Raw genomic sequence first — 26,082 nt, 5'->3', positions numbered from 1 at the left:
GCCATCGAAGAACTCAAAGCCGACGGCCTCGAAGAAGACATCGCCCCGGGCGCCCTGCTCGACGAAGAAGACCAAACCCACAACCACACCATCTGGCACCTCTCCGACGGCCCCGACGGCGCCAAGGATCCAGCTGGACCACCGCCGCCGGCATCGAATACCTCATGGACCCCCAACCCCTCGGCGGCCCCGGCACCGCACCCAAACCCGACCCCGCCCTCTACGGCACCCACGCCGGGCAGCAGCCGGAATCCGGCGGCGAGCCCGCGGCTCTCGAACCGGCCGACGGCGACGTCGAGACGTTCCACGACGGCTCGGTCTGGAAGAACAAGGTCGTCGGCAACACGCGCGCGTCCGGCAGCGCCGAGACGAAGTCCGACGCCGTCGCGGAAGGGCGCAAGCTCGCGATCAAGCGCGGCACGGCCCACTTCATCCGCACGATGGACGGCCGGATCGGCGAGCGCCGGACCTACCCGCGGGCCCGCTCCTGACCTCACCCCGGGGGCATGCCCCCGCGGTCGGGGTCCTCTTCGTCGCTGTCGTTCGCGCGGGGTTCCTGGTCGCGGACCGTCGGCTCGGTGTGCTCGCCGCCGATGTCGGCGTCGGCTTCCATGCTCTCGGCGGTCACGGGGTCGATTTCGGGAGTGCTCATCGCTTCCTCCGATCGGGCGAAACCGGGGCATACCCGGCAGCACGGGCGGCAAAACGCGTTTGCCCGCCGCGTCGCCGGGCATGCCGCCGGGCGGGTCCCCCGGCCGAGGGGCCTGCGCACCGAATTCGGAGGAAGCGACCATGGCATCGATGGAGACCGAAGTCCGGCGAACCCCGCGCCAGCTTCTCGCCGCGATCGTGGGAGTGGTTTTCCTGCTGGTCGGCGTGCTGGGGTTCATCCCCGGCGTGACGACGAACTACGACATGCTGACCTTTGCCGGCCACCAGTCCGGCGCCCTGCTCCTGGGCATCTTCGCCGTTTCGATCCTGCACAACATCGTGCACCTCGCCTTCGGCGTCGCCGGGCTGGCCCTGGCGCGGACCGCGAGCGGCGCCCGGGCGTTCCTCGTCGGCGGTGGAGCGATCTACCTGGTCCTGTGGCTCTACGGCCTCGTGATCGACCACGGCAGTGCGGCCAACTTCGTCCCGGTCAACACCGCCGACAACTGGCTGCACCTCGGCCTGGGCGTCGGGATGATCGCGCTCGGCCTGATCCCGCTGGGCGCCACGCGCAGCCCCGTCGCCGACTCGCGGTGACCGGGCACCGGGCCGGACGGCCGGTTCACGACGGCCGCCCGGCCCGGCTCCCCGCGTAGGCCCGCTCCCGCAGCCGTCCCAGCCAGTCCGGGGCGAACTCCAGGCCGGCGGGCCGGTTCAGCATCGGGTCGAACGACGGCGCCTCCCCGCCGGGGCCGGTCAGCGTCAGCACGGCGCTGTCGCACCAGCGCCCGTCTTCCCGGCCGGTCCGGAACACGAACTCCCACCGTTCCACCGCGCGTGCCGCGTCGAGTGACGCGGCGATCCGCGGTGACTCCGCTTCCGCCCACGCCCCCAGCCAGACGAGCCGGTCGGCGCGGCGGTACGGCGCCAGGCTGCTGTAGGCACCGCGGGTCCACGAGGCCGCCGGCCGCGGCAGCATCCGCCCGACGTGGCCGCGGCCCGCCGTCGTCAGCAGGATGTCCCACGGCCCGCCGTCGCGGCCCGCGCCGGGGATCCGCACCGCCAGCCCGAGCGCGTCCGGCAGCCGCCCCGGCGTGCCTGCTCCCTTGGACAGCCGCGCGACCACGGGAGCCGGCCCGGACGGCCACGGCAGGTCGTCCGCGATCGCCCGGAGTTCACCGCGCAGCACCACGCCGTCGGGGTGGAAGGCCGGGGCGCGCCGCAGGGCCGCCAGCCCGCGGAAGCCCGCGGAGACGAGGCCGGTCATGTGTAGTTCCCTCCGGGCCGGGGTATTCGGACCACCCCTCCCGATACCCGCGCGGAGCACGGGGAAACGCACCGACCCGAGGAGCCTGTCATCGCCACCGCGGTCCTGTTCGACGTCGACGGCACGCTGGTCGACTCCAACTACCTCCACGTCCACGCCTGGCGCCGGGCGTTCCACGCACTGGACCGGGACGTCGACTCCTGGCGCGTGCACCGCGCGATCGGCAAGGGGTCGGGCAAGCTGCTGACCACCCTGCTGGGCGAAGAAGACGCCGGCCGCATCGGCGACCGGGCCAAAGAGCTGCACAGCCGCTTCTACCTGGAGGCGGCCGGCCTGCTGCGGCCGTTCGACGGCGCCCGCGACCTCGTCCGCACCCTGGCCGGGCACGGGGTGCGCGTGGTGCTGGCGACGTCGGCGGGGCCGGACGAGCTCGACGCGCTGCGCAAGGTCCTCGACGTCGACGACGTCGTCCACGGCATCGTCTCCGGCGACGACGTCGAAGCGACCAAGCCCGACCCGGAACCGGTGTTCGCCGCGCTCGACAAGGCCGGAACCGCGCCGGAGGAGGCCACCTTCGTCGGCGACGCCGTCTGGGACGTCCACGCCGCCACGAAGGCCGGCGTGCGCACGGTCTCGGTGCTCTCCGGCGGCATCGGCGCGGCGGAGCTGACCGACGCCGGCGCCGTCGCGATCTACGACGACGCCGCCGCGCTCCTGGCCGGGCTGGACGAGAGCGTGCTGCTCAGCTGACCTTGCGGGCCACCAGCCGTTCCACCAGCCCGAGCTTGAACCGCTCCCGCCGCTCCACCGGCAGCCCGAGTGCCTCGACCAGCTTCGACGGCCGCCGCCGGAAGTGCTCGCCTGCCAAGGGCACGCTCGCCAGCTCGACCAGCCACTGCAGGCCCCGCACGACCCGCGACGACGACTCGACGTGGTCGACCAGGATCAGCCGCCCGCCCGGGCGCAGCACCCGCACCATCTCCCCGACCGCGGCCGCGGGCCTGGAGATGGCGCAGAGGCCGAACGTGCACAGCACGGTGTCGAAGGAGTCCTCGGCAAAGGGCAGCCGGTGGGCGTCACCCTCGCGCAGGGTCGCCGGACGGCCGAGCCGGCGAGCGCGATCGCGGGCGATGGCGAGCATCCCCTCGCTGAGGTCGACGCCGGTGAGCGTCACCTCCGCGGGGTACCACGGGAGGTTCAGCCCGGTCCCGACCGCGACCTCCAGGACCTCGCCGGTGGCCTGGCCGCACGCCCACTCCCTGGAGTCGCCGAAGAGACGGCGGTCCCAGCAGCCCATCTCCGCGTCGTAGGTGGTGGACTTGCGGTCCCAGTACCGACGCCACCGCTCCGCCTTCGTCATGTCCCCCAGCGAAGCACGAAACCCCTCGGCCAGTGACTCACTCGACGTGCGTCGCCGCGGCCAGGATGACCTCGGCGACGGCTTCCGGCTGGGACACCGCCACCGCGTGCGAGGCGTCGATCCGGCGGACCGTCGAGGATGCGCGCTCGGCCATGAACTCCTGCGCCGCGGCCGGGATCGCGTTGTCCTGGTTCGCGACCAGCGTCCACGACGGCAGCTTCGACCACGCCGGGGTGCCCTCGAACGGCGCCGCCAGTGCCTGCTGCGCGACCGGCCGCTGGGTCACGGCCATGATCGCCGCGGTGGGCGCGGGGACGTCGGCGGCGAAGACCTCCGCGAAGTCCGCCGGCTTGATCGACAGCTCGGGCTCGCCGTCGTGCTCCAGGACGTTCGTGGTCTCCGGGCCGAGCTTGGCGCCCGGGTAGCGGCCGGACAGCTCGAACACGCTCTCGCCCGCGTCGGGCTGGAACGCGGCGATGTAGACCAGGGCGTGGACGTTCGGCGTCTCGGTCGCCGCGCGGGTGATCAGGGCGCCGCCGTAGGAGTGGCCGGCCAGGACGACCGGGCCGGGAACGCTGTCGACGACGTCCTTCACGTAGGCCGCGTCCGACTCGACGCCACGCAGCGGGTTCGCCACCGCCAGGACCGGATAGCCCCGCTCCTGCAGCTTCTCGACGACCCCGGTCCAGCTGGACGAGTCGGCGAACGCGCCGTGGACCAGGACGATGGTGGGCTTGCTCATGACTGGCTCCTTCAGGGAGAACGATCGGTCTTTCTGCTAGCTACTTTGGCGCGCCCGGGACGCCGTGGCAATGTGATGAAGCCGATCTGGCAGAACGATCGGTCTTTCTCTATGCTGTCGGGATGAGGACTGCCGAGCCGCACCCGAAGGACCGGCTGCTCGCGACCGCCGCCCGGCTCTTCTACGCCGAGGGCATCCACGCGGTCGGGGTGGAACGCCTGGTCTCCGAAGCGGCCGTGACCCGGGCGACCTTCTACCGGCACTACCCGACGAAGGACGACCTGGTGGCGGCCTACCTGACCGAGACCAGCCGGCAGATCCGCGCGGCCGTCGACGCGGCGCGGGCGGGCAAGCCGCCGCGCGAGGGGCTGGCCGAAGCCATGGCGGTGGTCGGCGACGCGACGTGCGGCGAAGACTTCCGCGGCTGCCAGTTCCTCAACGCCGCCGCCGAATACCCCGATCCCGCGAACCGGGTCCGCCAGGTCATCGACGACCACCGGCAGTGGTTCTTCGACGTCCTGCGCGAGCAGACGGCGACCCTCGGGCACCCGGATCCGGACCACGCGGCCCGGGTGCTCGTGCTGCTGCGCGACGGCGCCTTGCACGGCGGCGAACTCGACGACGCCGGGAAGGTGCGGGCGACCCTGCGCCGGGCCGTGGAGGACTTCCTCCCCGCCTGAACGGCGCGCCGAACAGGCGTTCAAGTCGCGTTCACCTGCAAAAACCCGGCAAATCTAGGCCGATCGGGTTACCTTGGGCACGTAAGGTGACGGAGGTCCGAAAATGGCGGCAGACGACGCGACGCACGTCCCGGCCTGGGTGGAGCCGATGCTCGCCAAGGCCGACGGCGGACGGCTGCGCACCGGCCCGGAATGGGCCTACGAGTACAAACTGGACGGTTACCGGGCGGCCATGCGGATCGCCCCGGACGGCACCACCGTGCTCACCAGCCGCAACAACATCGACTTCACCGCCGAATTCGCCGACCTCGCCGGCGTGCTCACCCCCGCGCTGGACGGCCGGGCCGCCTACCTGGACGGCGAGGTCGTCGTCTACGGCGACGACGGCCGGGCCGACTTCGAGCGCATGCAGGAACGCCGCGGCCGCTACGTCCGGCACCAGAGCGGGCCGAAGGGGCTCGAGTTCAAGGACGTCCCGGTCCGGTTCCTCGCGTTCGACCTGCTCCGGCTCGGGGACCGGAGCCTGCTGGGCGCGCCGTACGACGAACGCCGCCGGCTGCTGGCCGAGCTGCCGATGCCGGATCCGTACCGCGTTTCCGTGGTCCGCGCGGTCACCTTCGACGAGCTCGCCGCCGACCGCCGCACGCCCGCGGACTTCCTCGCCCACGCCGCGTCCGCCGGGTACGAGGGGGTCGTCGCGAAACTGCGTTCGTCGGCCTACCACTCCGGGCAACGGGCGGATTCGTGGCTCAAGCACCCGCTGGTCCGGACGCAGGAGGTGATCGTCTGCGGCTGGCGGCCCGGTCAGCGCAGCTTCACCGGCACCCTCGGCGGCCTGCTGCTCGGCGCGCACGACCCCGCCACCGGCGACCTGGTCTACATCGGCGACGTCGGCACCGGGTTCAGCCAGGCCTCCCGCGCCGACCTGCAGGCACAGCTGGAGTCCCTGGAGCGACGAACTCACCCGTTCGTGACGACGCCGCCGCGGGAGGACATCGCCCGCGCGCGCTGGGTGGAGCCACGTCTGGTGGGCGAGATCGTCTACCGCCAGTTCACCCGCGGCGGCCGCGTCCGCCACACCGCCTGGCGGGGCCTGCGCCACGACAAGGATCCGGCCGACGTGCTGGCGCCGCGCGCGGTCCCGCACGAGCCCGGCGCCGCTGCCCCACCACCGGCATCGTCCCCTTCGCCGTCGCCTGCTCCTTCCCCTTCGCCTGAGCCGGTGGGTCAGCGGATCACCGTCCAGGCCGGCAACCGGCGGCTCACACTGTCCAATTTGGACAAGGTGCTGTACCCGGCGGACGGGTTCACCAAGGGCGAGGTGATCAACTACTACTCCCGCGTCGCGGCGGTGCTGCTGCCGCACCTCGCCGGCCGGCCGGTGACGTTCATCCGCTACCCCCACGGGGTCGACGGCCAGAAGTGGTTCGAGAAGAACGTCCCGAACGGCGCCCCGGACTGGCTGCGCACGGTGCGCCTGGCCGGCACGGGCGGCACGATCGACTACCCGCTCCTGGACGACCTCCCGGGTCTGGTGTGGGCGGCGAACATGGCGGCGCTGGAGCTGCACGTGCCCCAGTGGACGGTGGAGTCGGGCGCCCGGCAGCCGCCGGACCGGCTGGTGTTCGACCTGGACCCGGGCCCGGGCACGACGATCGTCGACTGCTGCCGGGTGGCGGAGCGCCTGCACGACCTCCTGGTGGCCGACGGGCTGACACCGTACGCGAAGACATCGGGTTCCAAGGGGATGCAGCTCTACTGCGGAATCCGGACGGACGACCCGGCAGCGCCGTCGGCGTACGCCAAGCGGCTCGCCCAGCGCCTGGCGAAGGAGACACCGGAGGGGGTAACCGCGGTGATGGCGAAGGCCCAGCGCAGCGGCCGGGTGTTCATCGACTGGAGCCAGAACAACCCGGCGAAGACCACGGTGGCCCCGTATTCACTGCGCGGCCGCGACCACCCGACGGCGTCCACCCCGGTGACGTGGGACGAGGTCCGCGCCTGCCGCCACGTCACGCACTTGACGTTCTCGGCGGACGAGGTCCTGGACCGCATCGAGGACCACGGCGACCTGCTCGCCGGGGTGGCCGAGGACAGCGCGCCGCTGGGGTGAAGGTCAGTTCCGCCGCAGGAGCCGGTTGAACCTGCCGACAGGACCACGCACCACGGGCTTCGGCGCCGACGGCCTTGCGGCGGCTTCTGCTTGCTGTGGTTCCGCCGGGGATGGCGCAGATTCCGGCTCGGGGCTCCGGATCGGCTGGGTCTCCGGCGCCGAGCGCGCCTGGGGAACACCGGAGGTTTCCGGCGCCGGAGCCTCCGCCTGAAGCGCATGCTTCGGCTGCTGCGGAGCGCCGGAGGCCCGCGGCTGCGGAGCCCGTGCCTCGGCCGGCTGCTCCGGCGGTTCGCCGGAAACCGGCTCCGCCGCGGGTTCAGCGACCGCCTGTACAGCTCCCGGCGCAGCAAAACTCCGCTCCGGCGCGGGCGCAGCCGCCGGCCGGGCCACGGCCCGCGGCACCGCAGCCTGCCCCGAAGAAACCGGCGCGCCACCCACCCCCGGCTCCGCAGCCAATCGCTCGCCGCCCCGCGATGCCGCGGTCACCGGGACATGCCCCGCGGAAACCGGCGGATCACCAACCGCCTGCTCCGCCGCCAGTTGGCCCCCACCCCGCGATACCGCGGCCGTCGGAGCCTGCCACGAAGACACCGGCGCACCACCAGCCGTCTTCTCCGTCGGCGGCTGCGCTCCTCCCCGCGGCACCGTGGAAACCCCGGACGGCGCCACTTCCGTCTGCCCACCGCCGGATTGTGGCCGCGGTGCCGGGATCTCCCCCGCGATGCTCCCCGCCTCCGGCACCGCAGCTTCCGGCCGTGACCCGGCCGGGCCCGCGAGCATCTCCGGCGTGATCGCCGGCGTCATCAGCGGTGTGTGCGCCGCGTCGGCGTTCGGCGTGGCCGGTTCCCGCGCCACCGGGTACCGCGCGAGCGGGTCGTCCTCGATCGCCGGTTCGTCGGCGCGATGGCTCCGGAGCAAGCCGCAGCACCCCAGGAGCCCGAGCAAGCCCGCCAATCCCCACCACACCGTCATGACGCTCCTCCGTTCCTCGCTCCCCGGATATCCGGCCCCCGGCCGCCCAACCGGAGCATTACCCGGGTGGGTGACAACATCAGCCCAGCTGCGGCACGTCACCCGGGAAGGTGATCGGCAGCTCGTACAGGCCCCTCGCCGTGCGGCCGCCGGCCAGCCAGCCGTGGAAGAAGATGTGGCCGTCCACGACGTCGGCGCCGCCCGGGGCGTCCACTTTGCCGCCGAGCAGGTCGGTCGACAGGAATGGGGCGTCCGCCTTGACGAACGCGCCGCCCAGTGTCGGTGCGGAGGCGTAAGACGTGTGGTAGCCCGTGCTCTGGAACGTGTCCGCGGAGTAGAACAGCAGGTACCGCGACGCCGTCTTCACCACCGAGGGTGCCTCGACGATCGACTTTTCAGCCGTGAGATCGGCTCGCAGCAGCTCGGTGCGCGGACCGGCGAGAGTGCGTCCGTCGGCCTGCAGCTTCTGCGCCCAGATCGCCGACGGCGGCCCGGTGGCCGCCCCGTCGCTCTTGTAGAGCAGGTACCGGGACCCGTCCGCGTCGACGAACGTCTGCGGGTCGATGTCCCCGTGGTCACCCGGCTCGCACACCAGCGGCCGGTCGCCGGCCGGCGTGTACGGTCCGTCCACCTTCTTCGCCGTCGCCGCGCCGAGGCACATCTCGCCGCCGGCCGTCTGCGCGGCCGCGAAGTACAGCACGAACGTGCCGTCCGTCAGCTGCGTGACGTCCGGGGCCCAGAACCCGCCGTCCGGTTTCGCCCAGGCGGGGACGGCGCCGAGCGCGTCTCCGGCGACGCGCCAAGGCCCCTCCGCCACGGCCGCGCTGGCCATCGGAATCCGGGTGGTCTTCGTGCCCGTCGAGAACGCGACGTAGCCCGATGAGGTCTTGACGACGTCCGGGTCGGGGAAGTCCTGGTTGATCAGCAGCCGCGGCGCGCCGACGGCCGCCGCTTCCGGGGCCACCGCGAACGCGGCGGCGACGGCGATGACCGGAGCGAGCCGTAAACCTTTGAAGCGCATAGGCGATTTTGCCGGTACCGCAACGATTCCGGCAACGCCGGACCGAGGCCGTCACCGGGTAGCGTGGACTTGCCCGCGTGCCCGGATCGGGTGGATTCGGCCACGCCGGGTGGGGTAGCCACCGACACATGCACGCAACGAGCGGCCGCGGGGCGTACCGCTCCGGGCACCCCGTCGGCGAGGCCGAGGGCGCGGCGGCCCGGCAGCGAAAGCCCTTGGGCACCCCGGGGAAGCCGCTCGACCGCCGCTCGCCGTTCTTCACCGGGCTGCTCGCCGCGGCCGGCGTGGTCGTGACGGTCGCGGTCGTCGAACTCCTCCTCGCGGCCTCCGACGTGCTGCTCCTGATCGGCATCGCGTTCTTCCTCGCGGTGGGGCTCGAGCCGGTGACCGCCCGCCTCGCCCGCCGCGTGCCCCGCGCGCTCGCCACCGCGGTGGTCGTCGTGACCGGGCTGGCCGTCCTCGGCGGCGCCGTCGCCGCGGCCGCCGTCCCCCTGGCCGATCAGGCGACGCAGCTGCAGAACGGCGCGCCGCGGTACCTGGCCCTGCTGCGCGACCAGGGCACCCTGCTCGGGCAGGCCAACGCAACCTTCGGTCTCGAAGCCGCCGTCCGGGCGGTCCGGTTGTCCGAGGTGGCGAAGTCGTTCGCGGCGCTGCTCGGCGACGCCGTGATCGTCGTGGTGCTCGCCACCTACTTCGTGGCCGACTTCCCGCGGATCCGCACGGCGCTCTACCGGCTGGCACCGCGGTCGCGGCGGCCGCGGGTGATCCTGATCGGCGACGCGGTCTTCCGGAAGGTGGGCGCGTACCTCGTCGGCAACGTCGTCGTGTCGTTGATCGCGGGCGTGGCCGCCTTCGCCTGGCTGTGGGCGTTCGGCGTGCCCTACCCGCTCGTGCTCGCCGCGCTCGTCGCCGTGCTCGACCTGGTGCCGGTCGCGGGTTCGGTGGTGGCCGGGGCCGGCACCACCCTCGTGGCGCTCACCGTGTCGGTGCCGGTCGGGCTCGCGACCCTCGGCTTCTTCGTCGGCTACCGGCTGGTGGAGGACTACGTGCTGCTGCCGAAGATCGTCGGCCGCGCCGTCCGGATCCCCGCGCTCGTCACCGTCGTGGCGGTGCTGCTCGGGTTCGAACTGCTCGGCGTCGTCGGCGCGTTCGTCGCGGTGCCGGTCGCGGCCGCGGTGCTGCTCGTCGTGCGGGAAGTGGCCGTGCACCGGCTCGACCGCACGTGAAAAGACCGCCGCGCGGGGCGCACCCCACGCGGCGGTCCGGCTCCGCCCGAGTCAGTTGCCCTGGGTCAGTTGCCCTGGGCGGTCCCGCCGTCGGCGATCTCTCCGGCCGCGCAGTTGTCCGGGTTCTGGCCCTCGGCCTCGTGCTCGCCCGGGGAGAGCACCGGCACGCCGATGCCGTTGGCGGTGTCGTGGATCGGCACCTGGACGCCGAGGACGTTGACGTTGTTGTCGCACACGCCGCCGACGACGTTCAGGTTGTGCACCGCGTCGAGGTTCTGCACGTTGCCGACGAGACCGAACTGTTCGGTGGTGTCGATCGGGTGGCCCGCGACATCCACAGTGGTCGCGGAGGCGGATCCGCCGAGCACCGCCATCCCGGCGGCGAGAGCGGTGGCGACGAAGCCGAGCTGCTTGATCACGGAAAAAGTACTCCTTCTGAGTACCCGCCGGACGGTCCGGCGGGGGATCGGGGAAAGCAACGGGCCCGGCTTCGGTTCGCCGGGCCCGGGAAAGTCGGTTAAGGTGCGCTCAGGCCGGATGGGACCGGCTCACTTCTCCAGCGTTGTGGCCGGTCCCACCCGGGGCGGCGCCGTCCGGCGACGCGGTGTGCCCGGAACGCGGAACCGGAGTGTGCAGCTCGCTCCGTGTTCCGGGTGGTGCGTCGTCGGCACTGGCGGCCGGATTCCCGTGCCCGGAGCTCGCTTCCGCACGCACGGGCGGCTCCGGGCACGGAAAACTCAGTGCCCCTGGCTGGTGCCACCGTCGGCCAGGCCGCCCGAGGCGCAGTTCTCCGGGTTCTCGCCGCTGGCCTCGTGCGAGCCCGGCGACAGGATCGGCACGCCGATGCCGTTGAGCGAGTTCTGGACCGGCACCTGGACGCCGAGCACGTTGACGTTGTTGTCGCACACGCCGAGCACCGCGTTGACGTTGTGCAGCACGTCGGTGTTGTTCAGGTTCACCAAGCCGACCTGGCCGGTGTAGTCGTAGCCGCCGTAGTGGTGGCCGTGGTGGTGGTGGTGGTGGCCGTCCGGGGTGTCGGCCGCGGCGATGCCGCCGGCCAGGAAGGCGCCGGCTGCCGCGGTGGCCGTGACGAAGCCGATCTTCTTCAGCATGGATTGCTCCTCGGTGAACGATTCGGAGAACGGGACGGCAGTGAAGGTGTGTTCTCCGTCCCGTGTGAGGGAAACGTACTGATGCCCGGACACGGTTGCCACCTTGTGCCACCATCGTGTGGGTGCCGCGGGCCGCTGACCGCGCCGGGTGTGGTCCGATCGGGTTAGTCACCCCGGTTCTGTTGCCTGCCAATCGGTTCCCGCCACTGTCCCTGAATATCGCTTGCGGGGCAAGAGATGTTTCAGGCACGCGAAAGAGCCCTGCGCCGGGTGGCGCAGAGCTCTTCGCGGGGATTTCCTATTCGGGCCAGGCCTCGGCTTCGGCCGTGAGCGCGGTGGTCACGTCGATCTCACCCGACCGCACCCGCCAAGCGAGCGAGTCGGGCCGCGGTTGCAGAAGGTGCCATCCGGCGACGTCTTCGTCGCGGTAGCAAGGGTTTTCGTCGTCACCGATGCCCAGTGCGGCGAAGTACTGGCGGGCGGGCCAGGTTTCGGGAACCCAGGCACGGGCCCAGCGCACGACGATCCTGGCGAGGTCGTTGCGGCCGTCCGCCGGGTGGATCAGGCGATCGCCGGTGGTGCAGATCAGGCGTGGTGTGTACGTCGCGCCGAGCGGCGCGACGACGAGTTCAGTGTTCATTCCTCCCCCGGTCCACGATTTGTGGACGGTATTGCCCGGCTCGGATGCGCTGCTGCGCTTGAGAAGGGGCGGGACGGCCGGAGGCGGACGTGCGCGCACGGCGTTTCCCTGCACGGCTCCGTCTTGAACCGGCGACCATCTTACAAAGGCCGGAAACCGGCCGGAAACCGGGGCCCGGAGGCGAAGTCTTCGCCCGTTCCCGTGAGAGCGGGTGTGGATGCCGGCCGCGGGGGTACGCCCTGGACGACCGATTTCCGGAACGGGAGGAAGAACCGAGATGAACCACAAGGCAGGCAAGCTGTGCTGCGCCGGCATCGCGGCGGCGGCGTTCGCGCTGACGGGAGCGGTGCCGGCCTCGGCGGCACCGGAGTTCACGGCACCGGCGTGGCACCAGCAGATCGACGACGACGGAACCAACGACGGCAACGACGGCACCGCCCGCGACGACAACGACGACAACGGCCTCTGGGGCCTGCTCGGGCTGGCCGGTTTGCTGGGCCTGGCCGGCTTGGTGCGGCGTGGCCCCAAGGCGGGCGCCATGGCGGGATACCCGGCCGCGGGGGCGGCAACGCCGCCGGCGAACACGTACCCGCCGGCCGAGCCGCGGCGGAACCCGCCGGGCGCCTGAGGGTTCGCGGTATCGCGGAACCGGTCCCCACCGGGCCCTTGAGCACCACCAGGCGCGCAACGGCTCCCGATACCGCGGCCTCGGTCCCCACCGGGCGCTTCAACGCCAACCGTGTGGCGCAACGGGTCCTCGCCTGGCGCGCAAGGGCGTTCGATACCGCTCTCTCGGCCGTCACCGGGCGCTTGAGCGTCACCCGCGTGGCGCAACAAGCCCTCACCAGGCGCGGACGGGCCGTCGGCACCACACGTCCGGCCGCCGCCCGGTGTCCGCGTGACCCTGGTGCCCCGCACCGCGATTCCCCTCCTCTTCGCGCAGAACGTCCCGGCGCCGTCGGCGTCGGGACGTTCTGCGTTTCCTTCTCTCCGAATGGCGCCCAGTTGTCAGGTCTCGGCACCGAGGAGGCCACAGTAACAACCGGAAAACCGGCCCTGCGACCGCCATCAACATTAGCGAGGTACTCGCCGCGCAAGAAGTGTTTTTTGCCCGTACCCTACGTATGAGTGGCTTTCACACTCCAGGCAAATGCCCATGATTACCCATTCTTTCTTCCATTAAACCTCACGATCGAGTGAAAGTCCGGCGTCACCCGGAACTGGTACTGCTGGCACCTTCGGTAAAGAAAACCGGGCCGATTCAGCCGTCCATCGTAATCGACCGACACGGACGAGTGGCGACATCACAGATCGTAGCCATTGCGCAAAAGCAGCAAAGAGCCACTTCACGCGATGTCGATGTTTGTTCCGGGGAACCCGTGGACCCGTACACCGTGTGGAATCAACCGACCGGCTCGGCACCCGGACATCCAGTCGCGCTATCGCCGATCGGCGCTCACCATGATCGCAGTCGGCATCGCACAATCCGGAGGAGTACGAGATGAAAAGTGCACTGACCCGAGCGCTCACGGCGTTCGTCACCGCGGCCGCGGTGACCTTGACGGGGGCGGGCGTGGCGACGGCGGGCGGGCCGGGTGGCAGCGGATCGTCGAGCACCACGAGCGCCGCGGCGGAGGTCCAGAGCCTGCGCGACCAGCTGGTGTCGCGGGCGGACAACGGGGACGTGCCCGGCACGCAGGCCACCCTCGGCAAGCTGGATCCGCTGCTCACCGATCTGGCCCAGGGCAAGCGGTACACGATCCAGGCCGCGGCGAAGGACAGCGCGGCCACCGCGCAGAAGGACAACGCCGAGGCACGCAAGGGTGTCGACGAACTCGCCGGCCAGCTGGCGTCCCGCCAGTCGCTGCCGCCGGTGTCGGCCCTGCTCAACGCGCTGCTGCAGCGCGTGCTGATCAGCCTTTCAGCACTGGTGAACGACCTTCTCGGCGGGCTGCCCGTCCCGGTCGGCTAGGCCGGCCGGTACCCCGGACGGACAAGCCGGCGACGGCCCGGCGCGGATCCCCTCCCGCGCCGGGCTTTCGTCGTTCGCGGACGAGGACCTCCTGCGGTCCCGAAGAAGCCCGGTGCGGCGGACCGCACCGGGCTTTCGCCGTCGCAGGGGCTATTCGTAGACGACGTAGGCGGGCGTGGGGTTCAGCGCCAGGACGTCCGCCGGGGTCATCAGGTCGGCGCCGCGGCGGGTGTCCTCCTCGAAGAACAGCTTGAAGCCCGGCCGCACGTGGGCGGGCGTGGTCTTCACCAGCGTCTTCCACGTCGCCTTCTTGGCCTCGGCCGAACCGATGCCGTCGACGACCTTGACGACCGAAACACCCTGGTGCGGCCGCAAAAGGCCCTCGTCGCGGACGACGGACGCGGCGACCTGGTGGTAGATCATCACCTTGGCGGGCAGGCGGTGCGCCTCGGCCAGGCCCCCGAGATAGCCGGCGACCCCGTCGAGTTCGGTGCCGGTCGTGCGGCCGAACTTCTTGCCGGGGACGACGCCCGGTTCCACGGCCCACTCGGGGTCGAGCGCGACGCCGACGTCGGGCTCGGTCAGCCAGCGCTCGTAGGCCTGGACCTCGGGCAGGAAGTCGGCGCGGCCGGGCTGGATGTTCAGCAGCAGCAGTCCGTTCAGCGCCCGCGCGGCGTCGAGGTAGTCGCGCACGGTCTCATCCGTGCAGCGGCTGCGGAACATGCCGTCCTCACCGGGCGAGCGGTGCACGGTGGTGGCGATCAGCTCGACGACCGGGGTGATCGGGCGTCCCGGGGGGAACGTCTCGATCTGGCGGCGGAGCGCGTGGCTCGCCTCGGTGAGGTCGCCGGTCATGCGGCCGAGCGCCTTCGCGCCCGGAGCTCCGCAGAAGCCGACGAGAAGGCCTTTCTCGAGCGGGTTCGGGGGCGGTGGCGGCGGTGGTGCCGCGACGGCGGCCGGGGCCGGCACGGCCAGTGCCCTCCCACGCTGCAGCGCACCACACGCACTCGTGGCCAAGCCCCCGAGAGCGGCGGTGAGGACCAGGCGTCGATCGAAGGTTCGTTCGGCGGCAACCGCCTTTTTCGGGACCATCGCGGGGAAATACCCGTTGGTGATCTTCGGCAAACCCGGTTCCCGCCGATCACCGAATCGTGCGGGGGCCCTTCGCGAGGCCATGACTCCGGCCTGCGGAAACGCGGCTTTCCCTGCTGTGGAACGCTATTGCGGACTCACCCGACCCGGTGGCCCGGCCCGCGCCCGCGGCGGCCCGGACGCACACTTCGGGGCATGCGTTGCCTTTTCCGGTTCGGTGCCGGGTTCACCGCCGTCCTCGCGCTGGCGGCCTGCGGTGGCCCCGCGCCCGTCGCCCCGGCGCCCGCACCGCCGCATCCGGCGCCCGCCGCGGCACCCGCGGCACCCGCGCGCGTCACGCCCGCCGCCGCCCGGCAGGTGGGCGCCGACGAGCTGGGCCGGGTGCCGGTCCTGATGTACCACCGCATCGTCCCGCAGCCACGGTCGGTCTACGACCGCACGCCCGCCGACTTCACGGCGGAGCTCGAACGGCTCGCGGCCGAGGGCTACGTCCCGGTCACCACCGCGGAACTGGTCTCCCGCCGGCTCGACCTCCCGGCGGGCGCGCACCCGGTGGTCCTGACGTTCGACGACGGCGACCCGACCGTGTTCCGCCTGACGCCCCAGGGACAACCGGAGCCGGGCACGGCGATCCGCATCCTGCTGGACGTCGCGGCGGCGCACCCGGGGTTCCGCCCGGTCGCGAGCCTGTACGTCAACGAGCACCCGTTCGGCGGCGACCCCGACGGGCGTGCGCTGCGCTGGCTGGCCGGGCACGGCTTCGAGATCGGCAACCACACGCGTCGCCACACGAACCTGCGCACGGCAACGGAAAGCGCGGCTACGGCGGCCATCGCCGAGGAGGACGCGCTGATCCGCCAGGCGGTCCCGGGCTACCAGCCGAAGACGCTGGCGCTGCCGTACGGAAGCCGCCCGCGCCGCGCCGGCTTGGCCTTGCAGGGCCCGGGCTATGCGTACGGCGGCGCGCTGCTGGTGGGGGCCGGCCCGGCGCCGTCACCGTGCTCGGCCGGGTTCGACCCCGCGTCGATCCCCCGGATCCGTTCGCAGTCGGCGGGCACGGAGGCGGAGTACGGATCCTCCCACTGGCTCGACGAGCTGGCCTCAAGCCGCCGCTACACCTCGGACGGCGACCCGTCGACGGTGTCGTACCCGCGGTCCGCGGGCCCGGTGGCCCCGGAGTGTGCGAGCGTGGCCCTTGCCTACTGAACGCCACCCACTGGCCCGCGTCGACTGGCTGCCCCAGCCGCGACGCCGCCCGGCGCCGTCGCAGGGGACACCGGGGACGCCCCGCATCCCGCCGGCCCGCGAGGCCCCCCAGCGTCACTTTCGTACCGAAAGTGTTCCGGAGGGAGCCCCTCCGGATAGCTTTCAGGTGAAAGCTGAGGGTTCGGCCGGGGCCGTAGCCCGGGTGGCTCCGGCTCCGGTGATCCCGGCCGTTCCGGTCCACCCGGCCGGTTCCACCCAGGTCGCCACCGAGGCTCCGGCAACACCGGGCCACCCATCCACACCGGAACCCCGCGCCGCGACCGAGGCTCGGGCGCCGGTTACTCCGCCGGGATCGCGCACCTCGACCGAGAACGCCGCTCCGGCCGCGCCGCCGGCGAGTTCCGCGGCACCCGCGGCTCCGGCCGACCCGACCGACTCAGCCGACCCGGCAGCGCCGCCCGCCGGCACGCCCGTTCACGCGGCCGACCTGGTGCCGGCCTCGGAGACCGCGCCGAAGTCGGGCACCTCAACCGAAAACACCGCTCCGCCTGTCCCGGAGACCACCTCCGAGACCACACCGGAGACCACACCGGAGACCGCATCCGAGACCGCCCTCGAGGCCGCCCCCGCGGCCGCGCCGCAACCCCGCGCCGTCTCCGTCGCTCCGGCGATCTCGGTGGGTCCACCGGCTCCGCGGGTGCCCCGCACTCCCGTTGCCACGCCCGAGCCACCCACCCTGCCCCTTCCGCTCCCGGCCCCCGAACCGGCCCCGGCCGCGTGGTGGCCGCCGGCTGTGCTGGTCTTTGCCGTTGTTCTTGCCGTCGCCCTTCTCCTCACTCCGGAAGCCGCCGAGCCGAGGCGGATCTCCGGGGTCGCGGCCGCGCAACCCGCCGTCAAGACGACGCCGCCGCCACCCGCTCCCGCTCCCGCTCCCGAGCCCGCCGCCCTGCCGGCCGGTGTGCCGGTCACCGAAGCCGGTGCGGGGACCTGGCGCGTCGTTCCCGGTACCGGACAAGACATCGGCACGGGAGAAAAGGTCCTCACCTACACCGTCGAAATCGAAGACGGCGTCGACCTTCCGTCCTTCGACCACGACGTCGACACGATCCTCGCCGACCCCCGTGGCTGGACCGGGCTGGGCGCCGTCACCTTCCGCCGGGTCGGCGACAGCGACACCGACCGGGCCCCCGACGTCCGGATCAGCCTGACCAGTCCCGGCACCGCCCGGCGCCCGGACCTCTGCGGCTTCAGCATCCCCTTCGACTCCTCGTGCCGCCTGTCGCGGGAGCACCGGATCGTCGTCAACCTCGCCCGCTGGCTCCGCGGCGCCCACTCCTACGACGGCGACCTGGCCGGCTACCGCGCCTACGCGATCAACCACGAGCTGGGCCACGCCCTCGGCCACGGCCACGTCGGCTGCCCCGCCTCCGGCGCGCCGGCGCCGGTGATGATGCAGCAGACCTTCGGGCTCTCCAACACCTACCTCGCGAACCTCAACCGCGCGGAACCGGGCGCCGCCGCGAAGGTCCGGCCCGACGGCGCCGTCTGCCGCCCCAACCCCTGGGTCGCCGGCCCGCACTGACACGCACTGGTTTGGACCCCTCCCTCAGCGGGTATTCACGCCGCCTCTCTGGGAGGGGTGTGCGATGGTGCGGAAAATCCTGGCCGGTGCCGGTGTGGTCCTGTTGCTCGCCGGCTGCGGCGGTGTCGGCAGCGGTGGCGATCCGGGCGCCGCGGCCACCCTGACGACCATGGGGTTCGGCCTCGGCGACGAGATCGCCACCACGCGGGCCGAGCTGGCGGGCAAGGCGATCGCGCCGGCCACCGTCAAGATCGGCGGCAGTGCCTTCGACGCCCAGCAGTTCCTGGCCTCGGTCGCTTCGCACACGCCGCCGGACCTCGTCTACCTCGACCGGCAGCTGCTCGGCACCTACGCCGCGCGCGGCACCCTCGAGCCGCTCACCGACTGCATCGCGCGGCAGCGCATCGACGTCGGCCAGTACCGGCCCGCCGCCCTCAAGGAAGTCACCCTCGACGGCAAGGTCTACGGCCTGCCCGAGTTCTACGACAACCGGGTCCTGCTGGTGAACGACGCCGTCGTCGAAGCGGGCGGGCTGACGCCCCAGGACCTCTCCCCCGCCGACCGGGCCAAGCTGGCCGCGTCCGCGCAGAAGCTCACCGTCCGCACGGGCAGCGGGCTGTCGCGGATCGGGTTCGACCCGAAGATCCCGGAGTTCCTCCCGCTGTGGGCCAAGGCCAACGGCGTGCAGATGCTCAGCGACGACGGCCGCACCGCGCACCTCGACGACCCGCGGCTGGCCGCCGCCCTCGAGTACGCCAAATCGCTGATCGACGCCCAGGGCGGCTGGAGCGCGGTGAAGGCCTTCCGCGACTCGTTCGACTTCTTCGGCGAGAAGAACCCGTTCCGGCAGGGGCAGCTGGCGGCCACCCTGATGGACGACTGGTACCTCAACGTCCTCGCCAACTACTCCCCCGACGTGCGGGTCTCCGCGGCGCCGTTCACCGACACCGCCGGCACCCCAATCGACTGGGTCACCGGCAGCGCCTGGGTGATCCCCGCCGGAAGCACCCACAAGGAGCAGGCCTGCGCCTGGATCAAGACGATGACCGACGCGCCGACCTGGGTCGCCGCCGCCAAGGCCCGCGCCGAGAAGCGCAAAACCGCCGGCAAGGCGTTCACCGGCGTCTACACCGGCAACCGCGTCGCCGACCAGGAGATCTTCGGCGGCATCGTGCAGCTGAAGGACCGGCCGGCGTTCGACGCCGCCGTGCAGACGGTGTTGCGGGCGCAGGAAAGCGCCTTCACCATGCCGGCGTCGCCGGCCGGCTCCGAGTTCAAGACGGCCTGGCAGAACGCCGTCAACCGGGTGCTGTCGGGCGAACAGCAGCCCGCCGACGCCCTGCGCCAAGGCCAGCAGGAAGCCCAGCGGGCGCTGGACGCCGCCCGGTGAGGCGACGCACGAAGGAAGCCTGGGCCGCGTATGCCTTCCTGTCACCGTGGATGATCGGGTTCGTCGTCTTCATGGCGATCCCCATGATCGCCAGCCTGGTGCTCTCCTTCACCGACTACGACGCGCTGCGGCCGCCGGACGCCGTCGGCTGGGCCAACTACCGGCGGCTCCTCGAAGACCCGGCCGTGCGCACGAGCCTGGGCAACACGCTGGTCTACACCGTCATGGCGGTGCCGGCCACGATGGCCGTCTCGCTGGCGCTGGCCTCCCTGCTCGCGCGGGCGGGGCGCCGGTCGGCCGGCTTCTTCCGCACGGTGTTCTACCTGCCCGAGATCACCCCCAAGGTCGCCGTCGGCGTGCTGTTCCTCATCCTGTTCAACGGCCAGGCCGGGCTGGTCAACGCCGCGCTCGGGCTGGTCGGGATCGACGGCCCGCAGTGGAGCACGGACGGGCCGTGGGTCAAGCCGGGGCTGGTGCTCATGCACCTGTGGTCGGTGGGCAGCACGGTGATCATCTACCTGGCCGCGCTCCGCGGCGTGCCGCGTGAGCTGTACGAGGCCGCCGAGCTCGACGGCGCGACGGCGTGGCAGCGGTTCCGGCGGATCACCGTCCCGATGATCAGCGGGGCGCTGTTCTTCACCCTGATCGTCCAGACGATCGCGGCCCTGCAGTCGTTCGACGAGGCCTACACCGCCTTCTACGGCTCCGCGGCTTCGGCGACCTACAGCAACGACGCGGCGCTGTTCTACCTGATCCACCTGTTCCGGCAGGCGTTCGAGTTCCTCCACCTCGGGTACGCGTCGGCGATGGCGTGGCTGCTGTTCGTCGTGATCCTGGCGATCACGCTCGTCCAGGTCCGGCTGAGCCGCCGGTTCGTCCACTACGAAGGCGGCGACCGGTGACGGCGCGCCGCGTGGCCCGCTGGACGGGCCTGGCCGCGGCGACCGTGCTGTTCCTCTACCCGTTCGTCTGGCTGCTGAGCGCGTCGGTGAAACCACGCGCGCAGGTCTTCGACAACGTGCTGATCCCCCGGACCTGGGCCTGGGACAACTACGTCGAGATCTGGCGGGCCGCGCCGGTCGCGGCCTGGCTGGCCAACAGCGTCGTGGTGTCGCTCGCGGCGGCCGTGGCCGTCACGCTGACCAGCTCGCTGGTCGCGTTCGGCTTCGCCTACTTCCGCTTCCCGGGCCGCAACGCGCTCTTCGGCCTGGTGCTGGCCACGATGATGCTGCCCGGCGCGGTGACCATGATCCCGGTGTACCTGATCTGGAACAGCGCCGGCCTGGCGCACACGCAGGTGCCGTTGTGGGCGGGGAACCTCTTCGGCAGCGCGTTCTACATCTTCCTGCTGCGCCAGTTCTTCCTCGGCCTGCCCCGCGAGGTGTTCGAGGCCGCGCGCGTCGACGGCGCGAGCCACTGGACGCTGTTCCGGCGCATCGCGGTGCCGTTGTGCCGCCCGGCGCTGATCGTCAGCTTCGTGTTCGAGCTCAAGGCCAGCTGGTCGGACCTGCTCAAGCCGCTGATCTACCTGCGCGACCCGGCGCTGTACACGCTGCCCCGCGGGCTCAAGGCACTGTCCGACCAGTTCGGCCAGGCGGGCGAGCAGCGGTGGGAGATCGTGCTGGCCGGGAGCGTCATCACGACCGTGCCGCTGCTCATCGTGTTCTTCTTGGCCCAGCGCCACTTCCTCACCGGCATCACGACGGAGGGTCCCACTCCCAGTCGGTGAGCGTGGTGCGCAGCAGCCGGGCCGCGGCCGGCAGGCGGTCGCCGTCGGCCCAGAACAGGGTGATCGCCCGACGGCACCCGGGGTTGTCCACCGGGATCCAGACCACCGGTACCTGCGCGGCGACGCGGCGGGCCATTGCCGGGTTGAGCCCGATGCCCAGGCCCGCGCTGATGAGTTCCTGGATGGCGCCGGGTTCGTCGCCCTCGAAGACGATCTTCGGCGTCAGGTCGCGGGCGGCGAAGAGCCGGTCGAGCAACCGGCGGTGCCAGTGCCCGGGCCGGGCCGTGACGAACGGCTCGCCGGCCAGGTCTTCGACCGTGACGGAGGTGCGGTCCGCCAGCCGGTGCCCGAGCGGTACGGCCACCAGCACCGGTTCGTCGAGCAGCAGCACGCCGGCCAGGCCCTCGTCGGGAATCGGCTGCGACGCAACGCAAAGGTCGATTTCCCGGGCTCGCAGGGCCCGCGCCATCGCGTCGGCGGGCAGCTGGTGCAGCTCGACCTCGACGTCCGGGTGGGCCCGCTTGAACGCGGCGAGCGGCCGGGTGAGCGTGAGGAAGGTTTCCGAGGCCAGCCGCACGGTGCCGAACCCTTCGCCCGTCGCGTCGGCGACCGCGCGGCGTCCCGCGTCGAGTTCCCCCAGTGCGCGTTCGACGTAACCGCGGAAGAGCCGGCCGGCGTCGTTGAGCCGGAGCCGGCCGGCCCGGTCGAACAACGGCGTGCCCAGTTCGGTTTCCAGCCGCGCGATGGTGCGGCTCAGCGAAGGCTGGGCGACGCGCAGCTCTTCGGCCGCGCGGCTGAGGTGCTCCAGCCGGGCCACCACGAGGAACTGCTGCAGCGTCCCCAGGTCCACGTCATACCTCCCGCGTCATAACGGCATAGCGATATTGATCTTAGACATGATGACTTCACAGTCATAGCTTCGAATCGTGGAAAGCACAGCGAAACGAGACCCGCCGGCTGGGTGCTGCGGGTCGTGGCGGGCGCGCACCTGGTGGCCATCGCCGGCCAGCCGGTGTTCGCCGGCGTCTACCTCAGCGGCGACTACGACGGCCTGCGCCTGCACGCGGCCGGGGCCGACGTCGTCACGTCACTCGGCTACCTGCAGGTGATCGTCGCGATCGTGGTCTGGGTCCGGCTGCGGCGGGCGTGGCCGTTCCTCGCGACGACGGCCGTGGCGGCCGCGGAGACGGTCCAGTACTTCGCCGGGCTGGACGGCGCGTTGTGGCTGCACCTCCCGCTGGGCGTGCTGACCGTCGCGGGACTCGTCGCGCTGGTCGTCGCCGTGTGGCGCCGTCCGTTGGGGGCCGTCGATGCGTGAGCTGAGCCGCCGCGGAGCGCTGCGCCTCGGCGGGGCCTTCGGTTTGCTGGCCGCCGCCGGGCTGTCCACCGCGGCCGCGCTGTCCCGGCGCCCCGCCTTCCAGGTGCCGCTGCCACTGCCCGGAGTGCTGTCACCGGTGGCACCCGGCCGCTACGAAATCACCCAGCGCGTCGCGGAGGTCGAGATCCTGCCGGGGATCCGGACGCCGATGTGGACCTACGACGGCACGTTCCCGGGGCCGATGATCGAGTCGCGCCGGGGGCGGCCGATCACCGTGACCCACCGCAACGAGCTGCCCGTGCCGACCGTGGTCCACCTGCACGGCGGGCGGAGGCCGGCGGACTCCGACGGCTACCCGACCGACCTGGTCCTGCCCGCGGGGTGGACTCCCGCCCACCACGCCATGCCCGATCCGCGGGCCGTGCGGACGCGCCTGACCCGCACCTACACGTTCCCGCTCGACCAGCGGCCGTCGTTGCTCTGGTACCACGACCACCGGATGGACTTCACGGCTCCGGCGCTCTGGCGCGGCCTCGCCGGGCTGCACATCGTGCGCGACGACGCCGAAGAAGCACTCGGTCTTCCGTCGGGGCCACGAGAACTGCCGCTGCTGATCGCCGACCGCGCGTTCGCCGCGGACGGCAGCCTCGACTACCCGTCAGTGGACGGCACGCTGCGGGAACGGCCGGGCGTGCGGGAGAGCTTCCTTGGCGGGGTGCTCGGCGACGTCATCCTGGTCAACGGCGCGCCGTGGCCGGTGCACGAGGTCGACGCGGCCCGGTACCGGCTGCGGATCCTCAACGCGTCGAACGCGCGGCACTACGAACTCGAGGCGGTCACCGACGACGGGCGGCGGCTCCCGCTCGTCCAGATCGGCGCGGACCAGGGGCTGCTCGCCGCTCCGGTCACCCACGCGACCCTGCCGATCGGCCCGGCCGAACGCTACGACGTCGTCATGGACTTCGCGGGCATCCCGATCGGCGGCCGCGTCCGCCTGCTGAACCGGCTCGGTGCCGGGCGCACCGCCGAGGTGATGGCCTTCCGGGTCGCGCGCCGCGCCCGCGACGACAGCCGGGTGCCCGCGGTGCTGTCGACGGATCTGCCGTCGTGGGACCGGCCCGTCCGGGTGCGCGACTTCTCCTTCCGCGCCGGTCGGATGCACGGCGGACACGGCTGGCTGATCGACGGGCGGCCGTTCGACCCGGCCCGCACGGACGTCACCGTCGGCCTCGGCGACGTCGAGGTGTGGCGGCTCGTCGCCGACGTCCACCACCCGGTTCACCTGCACCTGGCCGGTTTCCGCGTGCTTTCGCGCGGCGGGCGGCCGCCGCTGCCGCACGACGCCGGGCTCAAGGACACCGTTTCACTGCGGCCGGGGGAGGCGGCGGAGATCGTCACCCGCTTCGACGGCTACCGCGGCCGCTACCTTTTCCACTGCCACAACGCCGAACACGAGGACATGGGCATGATGGCGAACCTCGAAATCACCTGACACGGGCTGTCGCGCCTCGTCACCCGGTCGTGTCGTTGTCGATCTCGAACGAGGGTCGGCGGCCCGGCAGCGGCCACCTCCGGCGCAGGCCCTGCTGGGCCGGACGGGCAACGAGTTCGAAACCGGAGTGAAGCTCCTTGTCCCTGCGAAACTTCCGCCACTAGCGTCTTGAGGTAAGGGAAGACCACTGACGGTTTCCTTTCCTGTCAAGGAAACGAACAAGGAGTGCCATCGATGACCGCTCTCGAGAAGCCCGTGACCCGGACCGCGTACCAGCAGTCGGTCGCCGACTACTGGAACGCGGAGAAGGATCCGGTGAACCTCCGGCTGGGCGACGTCGACGGTCTCTACCACCACCACTACGGCCTCGGCGACTACGACCCGGCGGTGCTCGAAACCCCGGCCGCCCAGCGCGACGAAGCGATCATCGCCGAGATGCACCGGCTCGAAACCGCGCAGGCCGACGTCCTCCTCGACCACCTCGGCCCGATCGCGCCGGAGGACCGGCTGCTCGACGCCGGCTGCGGCCGCGGCGGCACGAGCGTCATGGCCCACCTGCGGTTCGGCTGCCAGGTCGACGGCATCTCCATTTCGGAACAGCAGGTCGGGTTCGCCAACGCGCACGTGCGGCAGCGCGGGATCGACGGCTCGGTGCGCTACCACCTGCGGAACATGCTCGACACCGGCTTCGAATCCGGGGCGTTCCAGGGCATCTGGAACAACGAGAGCACGATGTACGTGGACCTGAACGACCTGTTCGCCGAGCACGCGCGGCAGCTCAAGCCCGGCGGCCGGTACGTGACGATCACCGGGTGCTACAACGACGTCACGGGCGGCCGGTCGCGCGCGGTCAGCCAGATCGACCAGCACTACATCTGCAACATCCACGCGCGGGGCGACTACTTCAAGGCGCTGGCCGCCAACGGGTTCGTGCCGATCAACGTCGTCGACCTGACCGCGGCCACGATCCCCTACTGGGAGCTGCGGGAGAAGTCGCCGGTCGCCACCGGCGTCGAAAAGCCGTTCCTGACCGCCTACCGCGAAGGCAGTTTCCACTACCTGCTGATCGCCGCCGACCGCGTCTGAGGCGGGCGGGGTGACCGGGGAGAGCAGCAAGGCAGTGTGTCCACAGTGGACCGCCGGGGCGGCCGGGCAGCCGTCGGGCCCGTTCGGGCTCGGGACGTCGGCGGCGCGGATCGCGACCCAGTTCGCGCCGTCGCCCGGGCAGGACCCGGCGTACGCGTACCTGCCGTGGGGTGATGGCAGCGCGTCGCCGCTGTACTGCCCGGTCGCGGGCCGCGTCGACGACGGCCTGGCCGCCGAGGTCGACCGGCGGCTGGTCCGCTGGGCGGACGGCTGCGGGTTCACCGGCAAGGGCCTGGAGCAGATCGCCGGGGCCGGGTTCGGCAGGCTGGCGATGCTCGCCCACCCCGACTGCGACGACCCGGACCGGCTGCTCGTCGCGGCGCAGCTCAACGCGGTCTGGTGGGCGGCCGACGACTACTACGCCGACGACAGCACGCTCGGCGCGGCGCCCACCGAGCTCCCGCCGCGGCTGGCGCTGGTGATGGCCGCGATGGACCCGGTCGCCCCGGCCGGGGAGTTCTCCGCTCCCCTGGCCGAGGCGTTGCGCGCCGACCCGATCCTCGTCGGGCTGCACTCGGCCGTCGACCACCTGGGCCGGCACGGCTCGCCGGTGCTCGTGCAGCGCGTCTGCTACGCGACGTTCTCGATGTTCGTCAGCTGGGACGCCTACGCGGCCTGGCGCCACACCGGGCGGTACCCACCGGCGTGGGAGTACCTGGCGGCCCGCCAGCACGACAGCTTCTACACGTCGATGACCCTCGTCGACGCCGTCGGCGGGTACGAGCTGGCCGCGCCGTTCTACTACGACCCGCGCGTGCGCGAGGCGATGATGCGCGCCGGGACGGCGTCGGTGCTGGTCAACGACCTCCACTCGGTCGCCAAGGACGCGGCCGACGAGAAACCGGTCTGCAACATGGTGCTGCAGATCGCCGCCGACCGGGACTGCCCGGTCGAAGAGGCGGTCGAGGCCACCGTCGAACTGCACAACAAGATCGTCCACGAGTTCGAGGACGGCCACCGCGAGCTGCTGGCCGTGCCGTCGCCGGAGCTGCAGCGGTTCCTCGTGGGCGTCCGTTCCTGGATGGGTGGCGGCTTCACCTGGCACGCCACCAATCCCCGCTACCAGTGATTGGGGTTTCGTTGTGACTGTCACCGATCCCGTGGAATCCGAGCAGGTGGAATCCGAGCAAGTGCCCTCCAGCCTGGGACGGGCAGCCGCCCGCACCCTCGCCACAACCACGAAGTCCGTCCCCCAGATGCAGGGCATCTCCTCCCGCTGGCTGCTCAAACTCCTGCCCTGGGTTGAAGTCTCCGGCGGAGCCTACCGAGTCAACCGCCGCCTCTCCTACGCCGTCGGCGACGGCCGCGTCACCTTCACCACCACCGGCACCCAAGTCCGCGTCATCCCCCCCGAACTCGGCGAACTCGCCC

27 protein-coding genes and 2 pseudogenes are annotated in these 26,082 nt (G+C 72.0%); 18 read left to right on the top strand and 11 right to left on the bottom strand.

Features of this window, described 5'->3' with window-relative positions; genetic code table 11:
* Positions 1–491, top strand: a pseudogene (locus tag ACLJQE_RS44240) (DUF2188 domain-containing protein); the annotation flags it as partial.
* A gap of 2 nt (positions 492–493) precedes the next feature.
* Here ACLJQE_RS44240 and ACLJQE_RS44235 read toward each other — a convergent pair.
* Positions 494–652, bottom strand: a complete 159-nt coding sequence (locus ACLJQE_RS44235; protein WP_410645862.1) for a hypothetical protein — start codon at positions 650–652, stop codon at positions 494–496.
* A gap of 149 nt (positions 653–801) precedes the next feature.
* On the opposite strand from ACLJQE_RS44235, the gene ACLJQE_RS44230 reads away from it, so the two are divergent.
* Complete coding sequence (locus ACLJQE_RS44230) at positions 802–1,248, top strand: DUF4383 domain-containing protein (protein WP_410645861.1); 447 nt, start codon at positions 802–804, stop codon at positions 1,246–1,248.
* Between the two features lie 25 nt (positions 1,249–1,273).
* Here the strand turns inward: ACLJQE_RS44230 and ACLJQE_RS44225 are convergent, their stop codons facing one another.
* Positions 1,274–1,918: a hypothetical protein gene (locus ACLJQE_RS44225; RefSeq protein WP_410645860.1), complete on the bottom strand. Its 645-nt coding sequence runs from the start codon at positions 1,916–1,918 to the stop codon at positions 1,274–1,276.
* Between the two features lie 24 nt (positions 1,919–1,942).
* Between ACLJQE_RS44225 and ACLJQE_RS44220 the strand changes: the two genes are divergently transcribed.
* A complete protein-coding gene (locus ACLJQE_RS44220; RefSeq protein WP_410645863.1) occupies positions 1,943–2,668 on the top strand; it encodes an HAD family hydrolase in 726 nt (241 codons plus the stop codon).
* Here ACLJQE_RS44220 and ACLJQE_RS44215 read toward each other — a convergent pair.
* Together ACLJQE_RS44215 and ACLJQE_RS44210 are read right to left on the bottom strand one after the other, a co-directional pair.
* A complete protein-coding gene (locus ACLJQE_RS44215; protein ID WP_410645859.1) occupies positions 2,661–3,278 on the bottom strand; it encodes a class I SAM-dependent methyltransferase in 618 nt (205 codons plus the stop codon). The genes ACLJQE_RS44220 and ACLJQE_RS44215 overlap by 8 nt on opposite strands.
* A 37-nt stretch (positions 3,279–3,315) precedes the next feature.
* Entirely contained in the window at positions 3,316–4,020 is a 705-nt protein-coding gene (locus ACLJQE_RS44210) for an alpha/beta fold hydrolase (protein ID WP_410645858.1), read from the bottom strand.
* A gap of 122 nt (positions 4,021–4,142) precedes the next feature.
* Here ACLJQE_RS44210 and ACLJQE_RS44205 point away from each other — a divergent pair, with 122 nt between their 5' ends.
* Both ACLJQE_RS44205 and ligD read left to right on the top strand, forming a co-directional pair.
* Positions 4,143–4,700 carry a TetR/AcrR family transcriptional regulator gene (locus tag ACLJQE_RS44205; RefSeq protein ID WP_410645857.1) on the top strand — a complete coding sequence of 186 codons (558 nt, stop codon included), beginning with the start codon at positions 4,143–4,145 and terminating at the stop codon, positions 4,698–4,700.
* A gap of 103 nt (positions 4,701–4,803) precedes the next feature.
* The gene (gene ligD, locus ACLJQE_RS44200) at positions 4,804–6,813 is read left to right on the top strand and encodes a DNA ligase D (RefSeq protein ID WP_410645856.1); all 2,010 of its coding nucleotides are present in this window, start codon (positions 4,804–4,806) and stop codon (positions 6,811–6,813) included.
* Between the two features lie 3 nt (positions 6,814–6,816).
* On the opposite strand, the gene ACLJQE_RS44195 is transcribed toward ligD, so the two are convergent.
* On the bottom strand, positions 6,817–7,785 hold the full coding sequence (locus ACLJQE_RS44195) for a hypothetical protein (protein WP_410645855.1): 969 nt from the start codon (positions 7,783–7,785) through the stop codon (positions 6,817–6,819).
* Positions 7,786–7,864: 79 nt separating this feature from the next.
* Positions 7,865–8,806 (bottom strand): glycoside hydrolase family 43 protein, encoded by a 942-nt coding sequence (locus tag ACLJQE_RS44190; RefSeq protein WP_410645854.1) that lies wholly within the window; start codon positions 8,804–8,806, stop codon positions 7,865–7,867.
* Positions 8,807–8,934: 128 nt separating this feature from the next.
* Here ACLJQE_RS44190 and ACLJQE_RS44185 point away from each other — a divergent pair, with 128 nt between their 5' ends.
* Complete coding sequence (locus tag ACLJQE_RS44185) at positions 8,935–10,032, top strand: AI-2E family transporter (protein WP_410645853.1); 1,098 nt, start codon at positions 8,935–8,937, stop codon at positions 10,030–10,032.
* 65 nt (positions 10,033–10,097) lie between these two features.
* On the opposite strand, the gene ACLJQE_RS44180 is transcribed toward ACLJQE_RS44185, so the two are convergent.
* The 3 genes from ACLJQE_RS44180 to ACLJQE_RS44170 all read right to left on the bottom strand — a co-directional run bounded on the left by ACLJQE_RS44180 (position 10,098) and on the right by ACLJQE_RS44170 (position 11,784).
* Positions 10,098–10,451: a hypothetical protein gene (locus tag ACLJQE_RS44180; protein WP_410645852.1), complete on the bottom strand. Its 354-nt coding sequence runs from the start codon at positions 10,449–10,451 to the stop codon at positions 10,098–10,100.
* Positions 10,452–10,769: 318 nt separating this feature from the next.
* Positions 10,770–11,144, bottom strand: a complete 375-nt coding sequence (locus ACLJQE_RS44175) for a hypothetical protein (protein ID WP_410645851.1) — start codon at positions 11,142–11,144, stop codon at positions 10,770–10,772.
* A 298-nt stretch (positions 11,145–11,442) separates the two neighbouring features.
* Positions 11,443–11,784, bottom strand: a complete 342-nt coding sequence (locus ACLJQE_RS44170) for a hypothetical protein (protein WP_410645850.1) — start codon at positions 11,782–11,784, stop codon at positions 11,443–11,445.
* A gap of 277 nt (positions 11,785–12,061) precedes the next feature.
* Between ACLJQE_RS44170 and ACLJQE_RS44165 the strand changes: the two genes are divergently transcribed.
* Positions 12,062–12,412 (top strand): WGxxGxxG family protein, encoded by a 351-nt coding sequence (locus tag ACLJQE_RS44165; protein ID WP_410645849.1) that lies wholly within the window; start codon positions 12,062–12,064, stop codon positions 12,410–12,412.
* A gap of 873 nt (positions 12,413–13,285) precedes the next feature.
* Positions 13,286–13,756 carry a hypothetical protein gene (locus ACLJQE_RS44160; RefSeq protein WP_410645848.1) on the top strand — a complete coding sequence of 157 codons (471 nt, stop codon included), beginning with the start codon at positions 13,286–13,288 and terminating at the stop codon, positions 13,754–13,756.
* Positions 13,757–13,906: 150 nt separating this feature from the next.
* On the opposite strand, the gene ACLJQE_RS44155 is transcribed toward ACLJQE_RS44160, so the two are convergent.
* Positions 13,907–14,611: a hypothetical protein gene (locus ACLJQE_RS44155; protein WP_410645847.1), complete on the bottom strand. Its 705-nt coding sequence runs from the start codon at positions 14,609–14,611 to the stop codon at positions 13,907–13,909.
* Positions 14,612–15,043: 432 nt separating this feature from the next.
* On the opposite strand from ACLJQE_RS44155, the gene ACLJQE_RS44150 reads away from it, so the two are divergent.
* The 5 genes from ACLJQE_RS44150 (at position 15,044) to ACLJQE_RS44130 (ending at position 20,755) form a co-directional block, all read left to right on the top strand.
* The gene (locus tag ACLJQE_RS44150; protein ID WP_410645846.1) at positions 15,044–16,054 is read left to right on the top strand and encodes a polysaccharide deacetylase family protein; all 1,011 of its coding nucleotides are present in this window, start codon (positions 15,044–15,046) and stop codon (positions 16,052–16,054) included.
* Between the two features lie 793 nt (positions 16,055–16,847).
* Positions 16,848–17,636: a DUF3152 domain-containing protein gene (locus ACLJQE_RS44145; RefSeq protein ID WP_410645845.1), complete on the top strand. Its 789-nt coding sequence runs from the start codon at positions 16,848–16,850 to the stop codon at positions 17,634–17,636.
* A 64-nt stretch (positions 17,637–17,700) separates the two neighbouring features.
* Positions 17,701–19,026: an extracellular solute-binding protein gene (locus ACLJQE_RS44140; protein ID WP_410645844.1), complete on the top strand. Its 1,326-nt coding sequence runs from the start codon at positions 17,701–17,703 to the stop codon at positions 19,024–19,026.
* Positions 19,023–19,928 carry a carbohydrate ABC transporter permease gene (locus ACLJQE_RS44135; RefSeq protein ID WP_410645843.1) on the top strand — a complete coding sequence of 302 codons (906 nt, stop codon included), beginning with the start codon at positions 19,023–19,025 and terminating at the stop codon, positions 19,926–19,928. Before ACLJQE_RS44140 ends, ACLJQE_RS44135 begins: the two co-directional genes overlap by 4 nt.
* Positions 19,925–20,755, top strand: coding sequence for a carbohydrate ABC transporter permease (locus ACLJQE_RS44130; RefSeq protein WP_410645842.1), 831 nt, complete (start codon positions 19,925–19,927; stop codon positions 20,753–20,755). Before ACLJQE_RS44135 ends, ACLJQE_RS44130 begins: the two co-directional genes overlap by 4 nt.
* Here the strand turns inward: ACLJQE_RS44130 and ACLJQE_RS44125 are convergent.
* Positions 20,724–21,605: a LysR family transcriptional regulator gene (locus tag ACLJQE_RS44125; protein ID WP_410645841.1), complete on the bottom strand. Its 882-nt coding sequence runs from the start codon at positions 21,603–21,605 to the stop codon at positions 20,724–20,726. The genes ACLJQE_RS44130 and ACLJQE_RS44125 overlap by 32 nt on opposite strands.
* Before the next feature lie 111 nt (positions 21,606–21,716).
* Here ACLJQE_RS44125 and ACLJQE_RS44120 point away from each other — a divergent pair, with 111 nt between their 5' ends.
* The 5 genes and pseudogenes from ACLJQE_RS44120 to ACLJQE_RS44100 form a co-directional block, all read left to right on the top strand.
* Entirely contained in the window at positions 21,717–22,073 is a 357-nt protein-coding gene (locus ACLJQE_RS44120; RefSeq protein ID WP_410645840.1) for a hypothetical protein, read from the top strand.
* The gene (locus tag ACLJQE_RS44115) at positions 22,066–23,565 is read left to right on the top strand and encodes a multicopper oxidase family protein (protein ID WP_410645839.1); all 1,500 of its coding nucleotides are present in this window, start codon (positions 22,066–22,068) and stop codon (positions 23,563–23,565) included. Before ACLJQE_RS44120 ends, ACLJQE_RS44115 begins: the two co-directional genes overlap by 8 nt.
* A 234-nt stretch (positions 23,566–23,799) precedes the next feature.
* Positions 23,800–24,651: a geranyl diphosphate 2-C-methyltransferase gene (locus ACLJQE_RS44110; RefSeq protein WP_410645838.1), complete on the top strand. Its 852-nt coding sequence runs from the start codon at positions 23,800–23,802 to the stop codon at positions 24,649–24,651.
* A 10-nt stretch (positions 24,652–24,661) separates the two neighbouring features.
* Positions 24,662–25,780 carry a family 2 encapsulin nanocompartment cargo protein terpene cyclase gene (locus tag ACLJQE_RS44105; RefSeq protein WP_410645837.1) on the top strand — a complete coding sequence of 373 codons (1,119 nt, stop codon included), beginning with the start codon at positions 24,662–24,664 and terminating at the stop codon, positions 25,778–25,780.
* A gap of 13 nt (positions 25,781–25,793) precedes the next feature.
* Positions 25,794–26,082, top strand: a pseudogene (locus ACLJQE_RS44100) (Crp/Fnr family transcriptional regulator); the annotation flags it as partial.

The organism is Amycolatopsis sp. lyj-346, from assembly GCF_046548975.1.
Taxonomy (GTDB): domain Bacteria; phylum Actinomycetota; class Actinomycetes; order Mycobacteriales; family Pseudonocardiaceae; genus Amycolatopsis.
The sequence above is the reverse complement of the archived record's forward strand: the minus strand, read 5'-3'. Positions and strand labels throughout refer to the sequence as shown.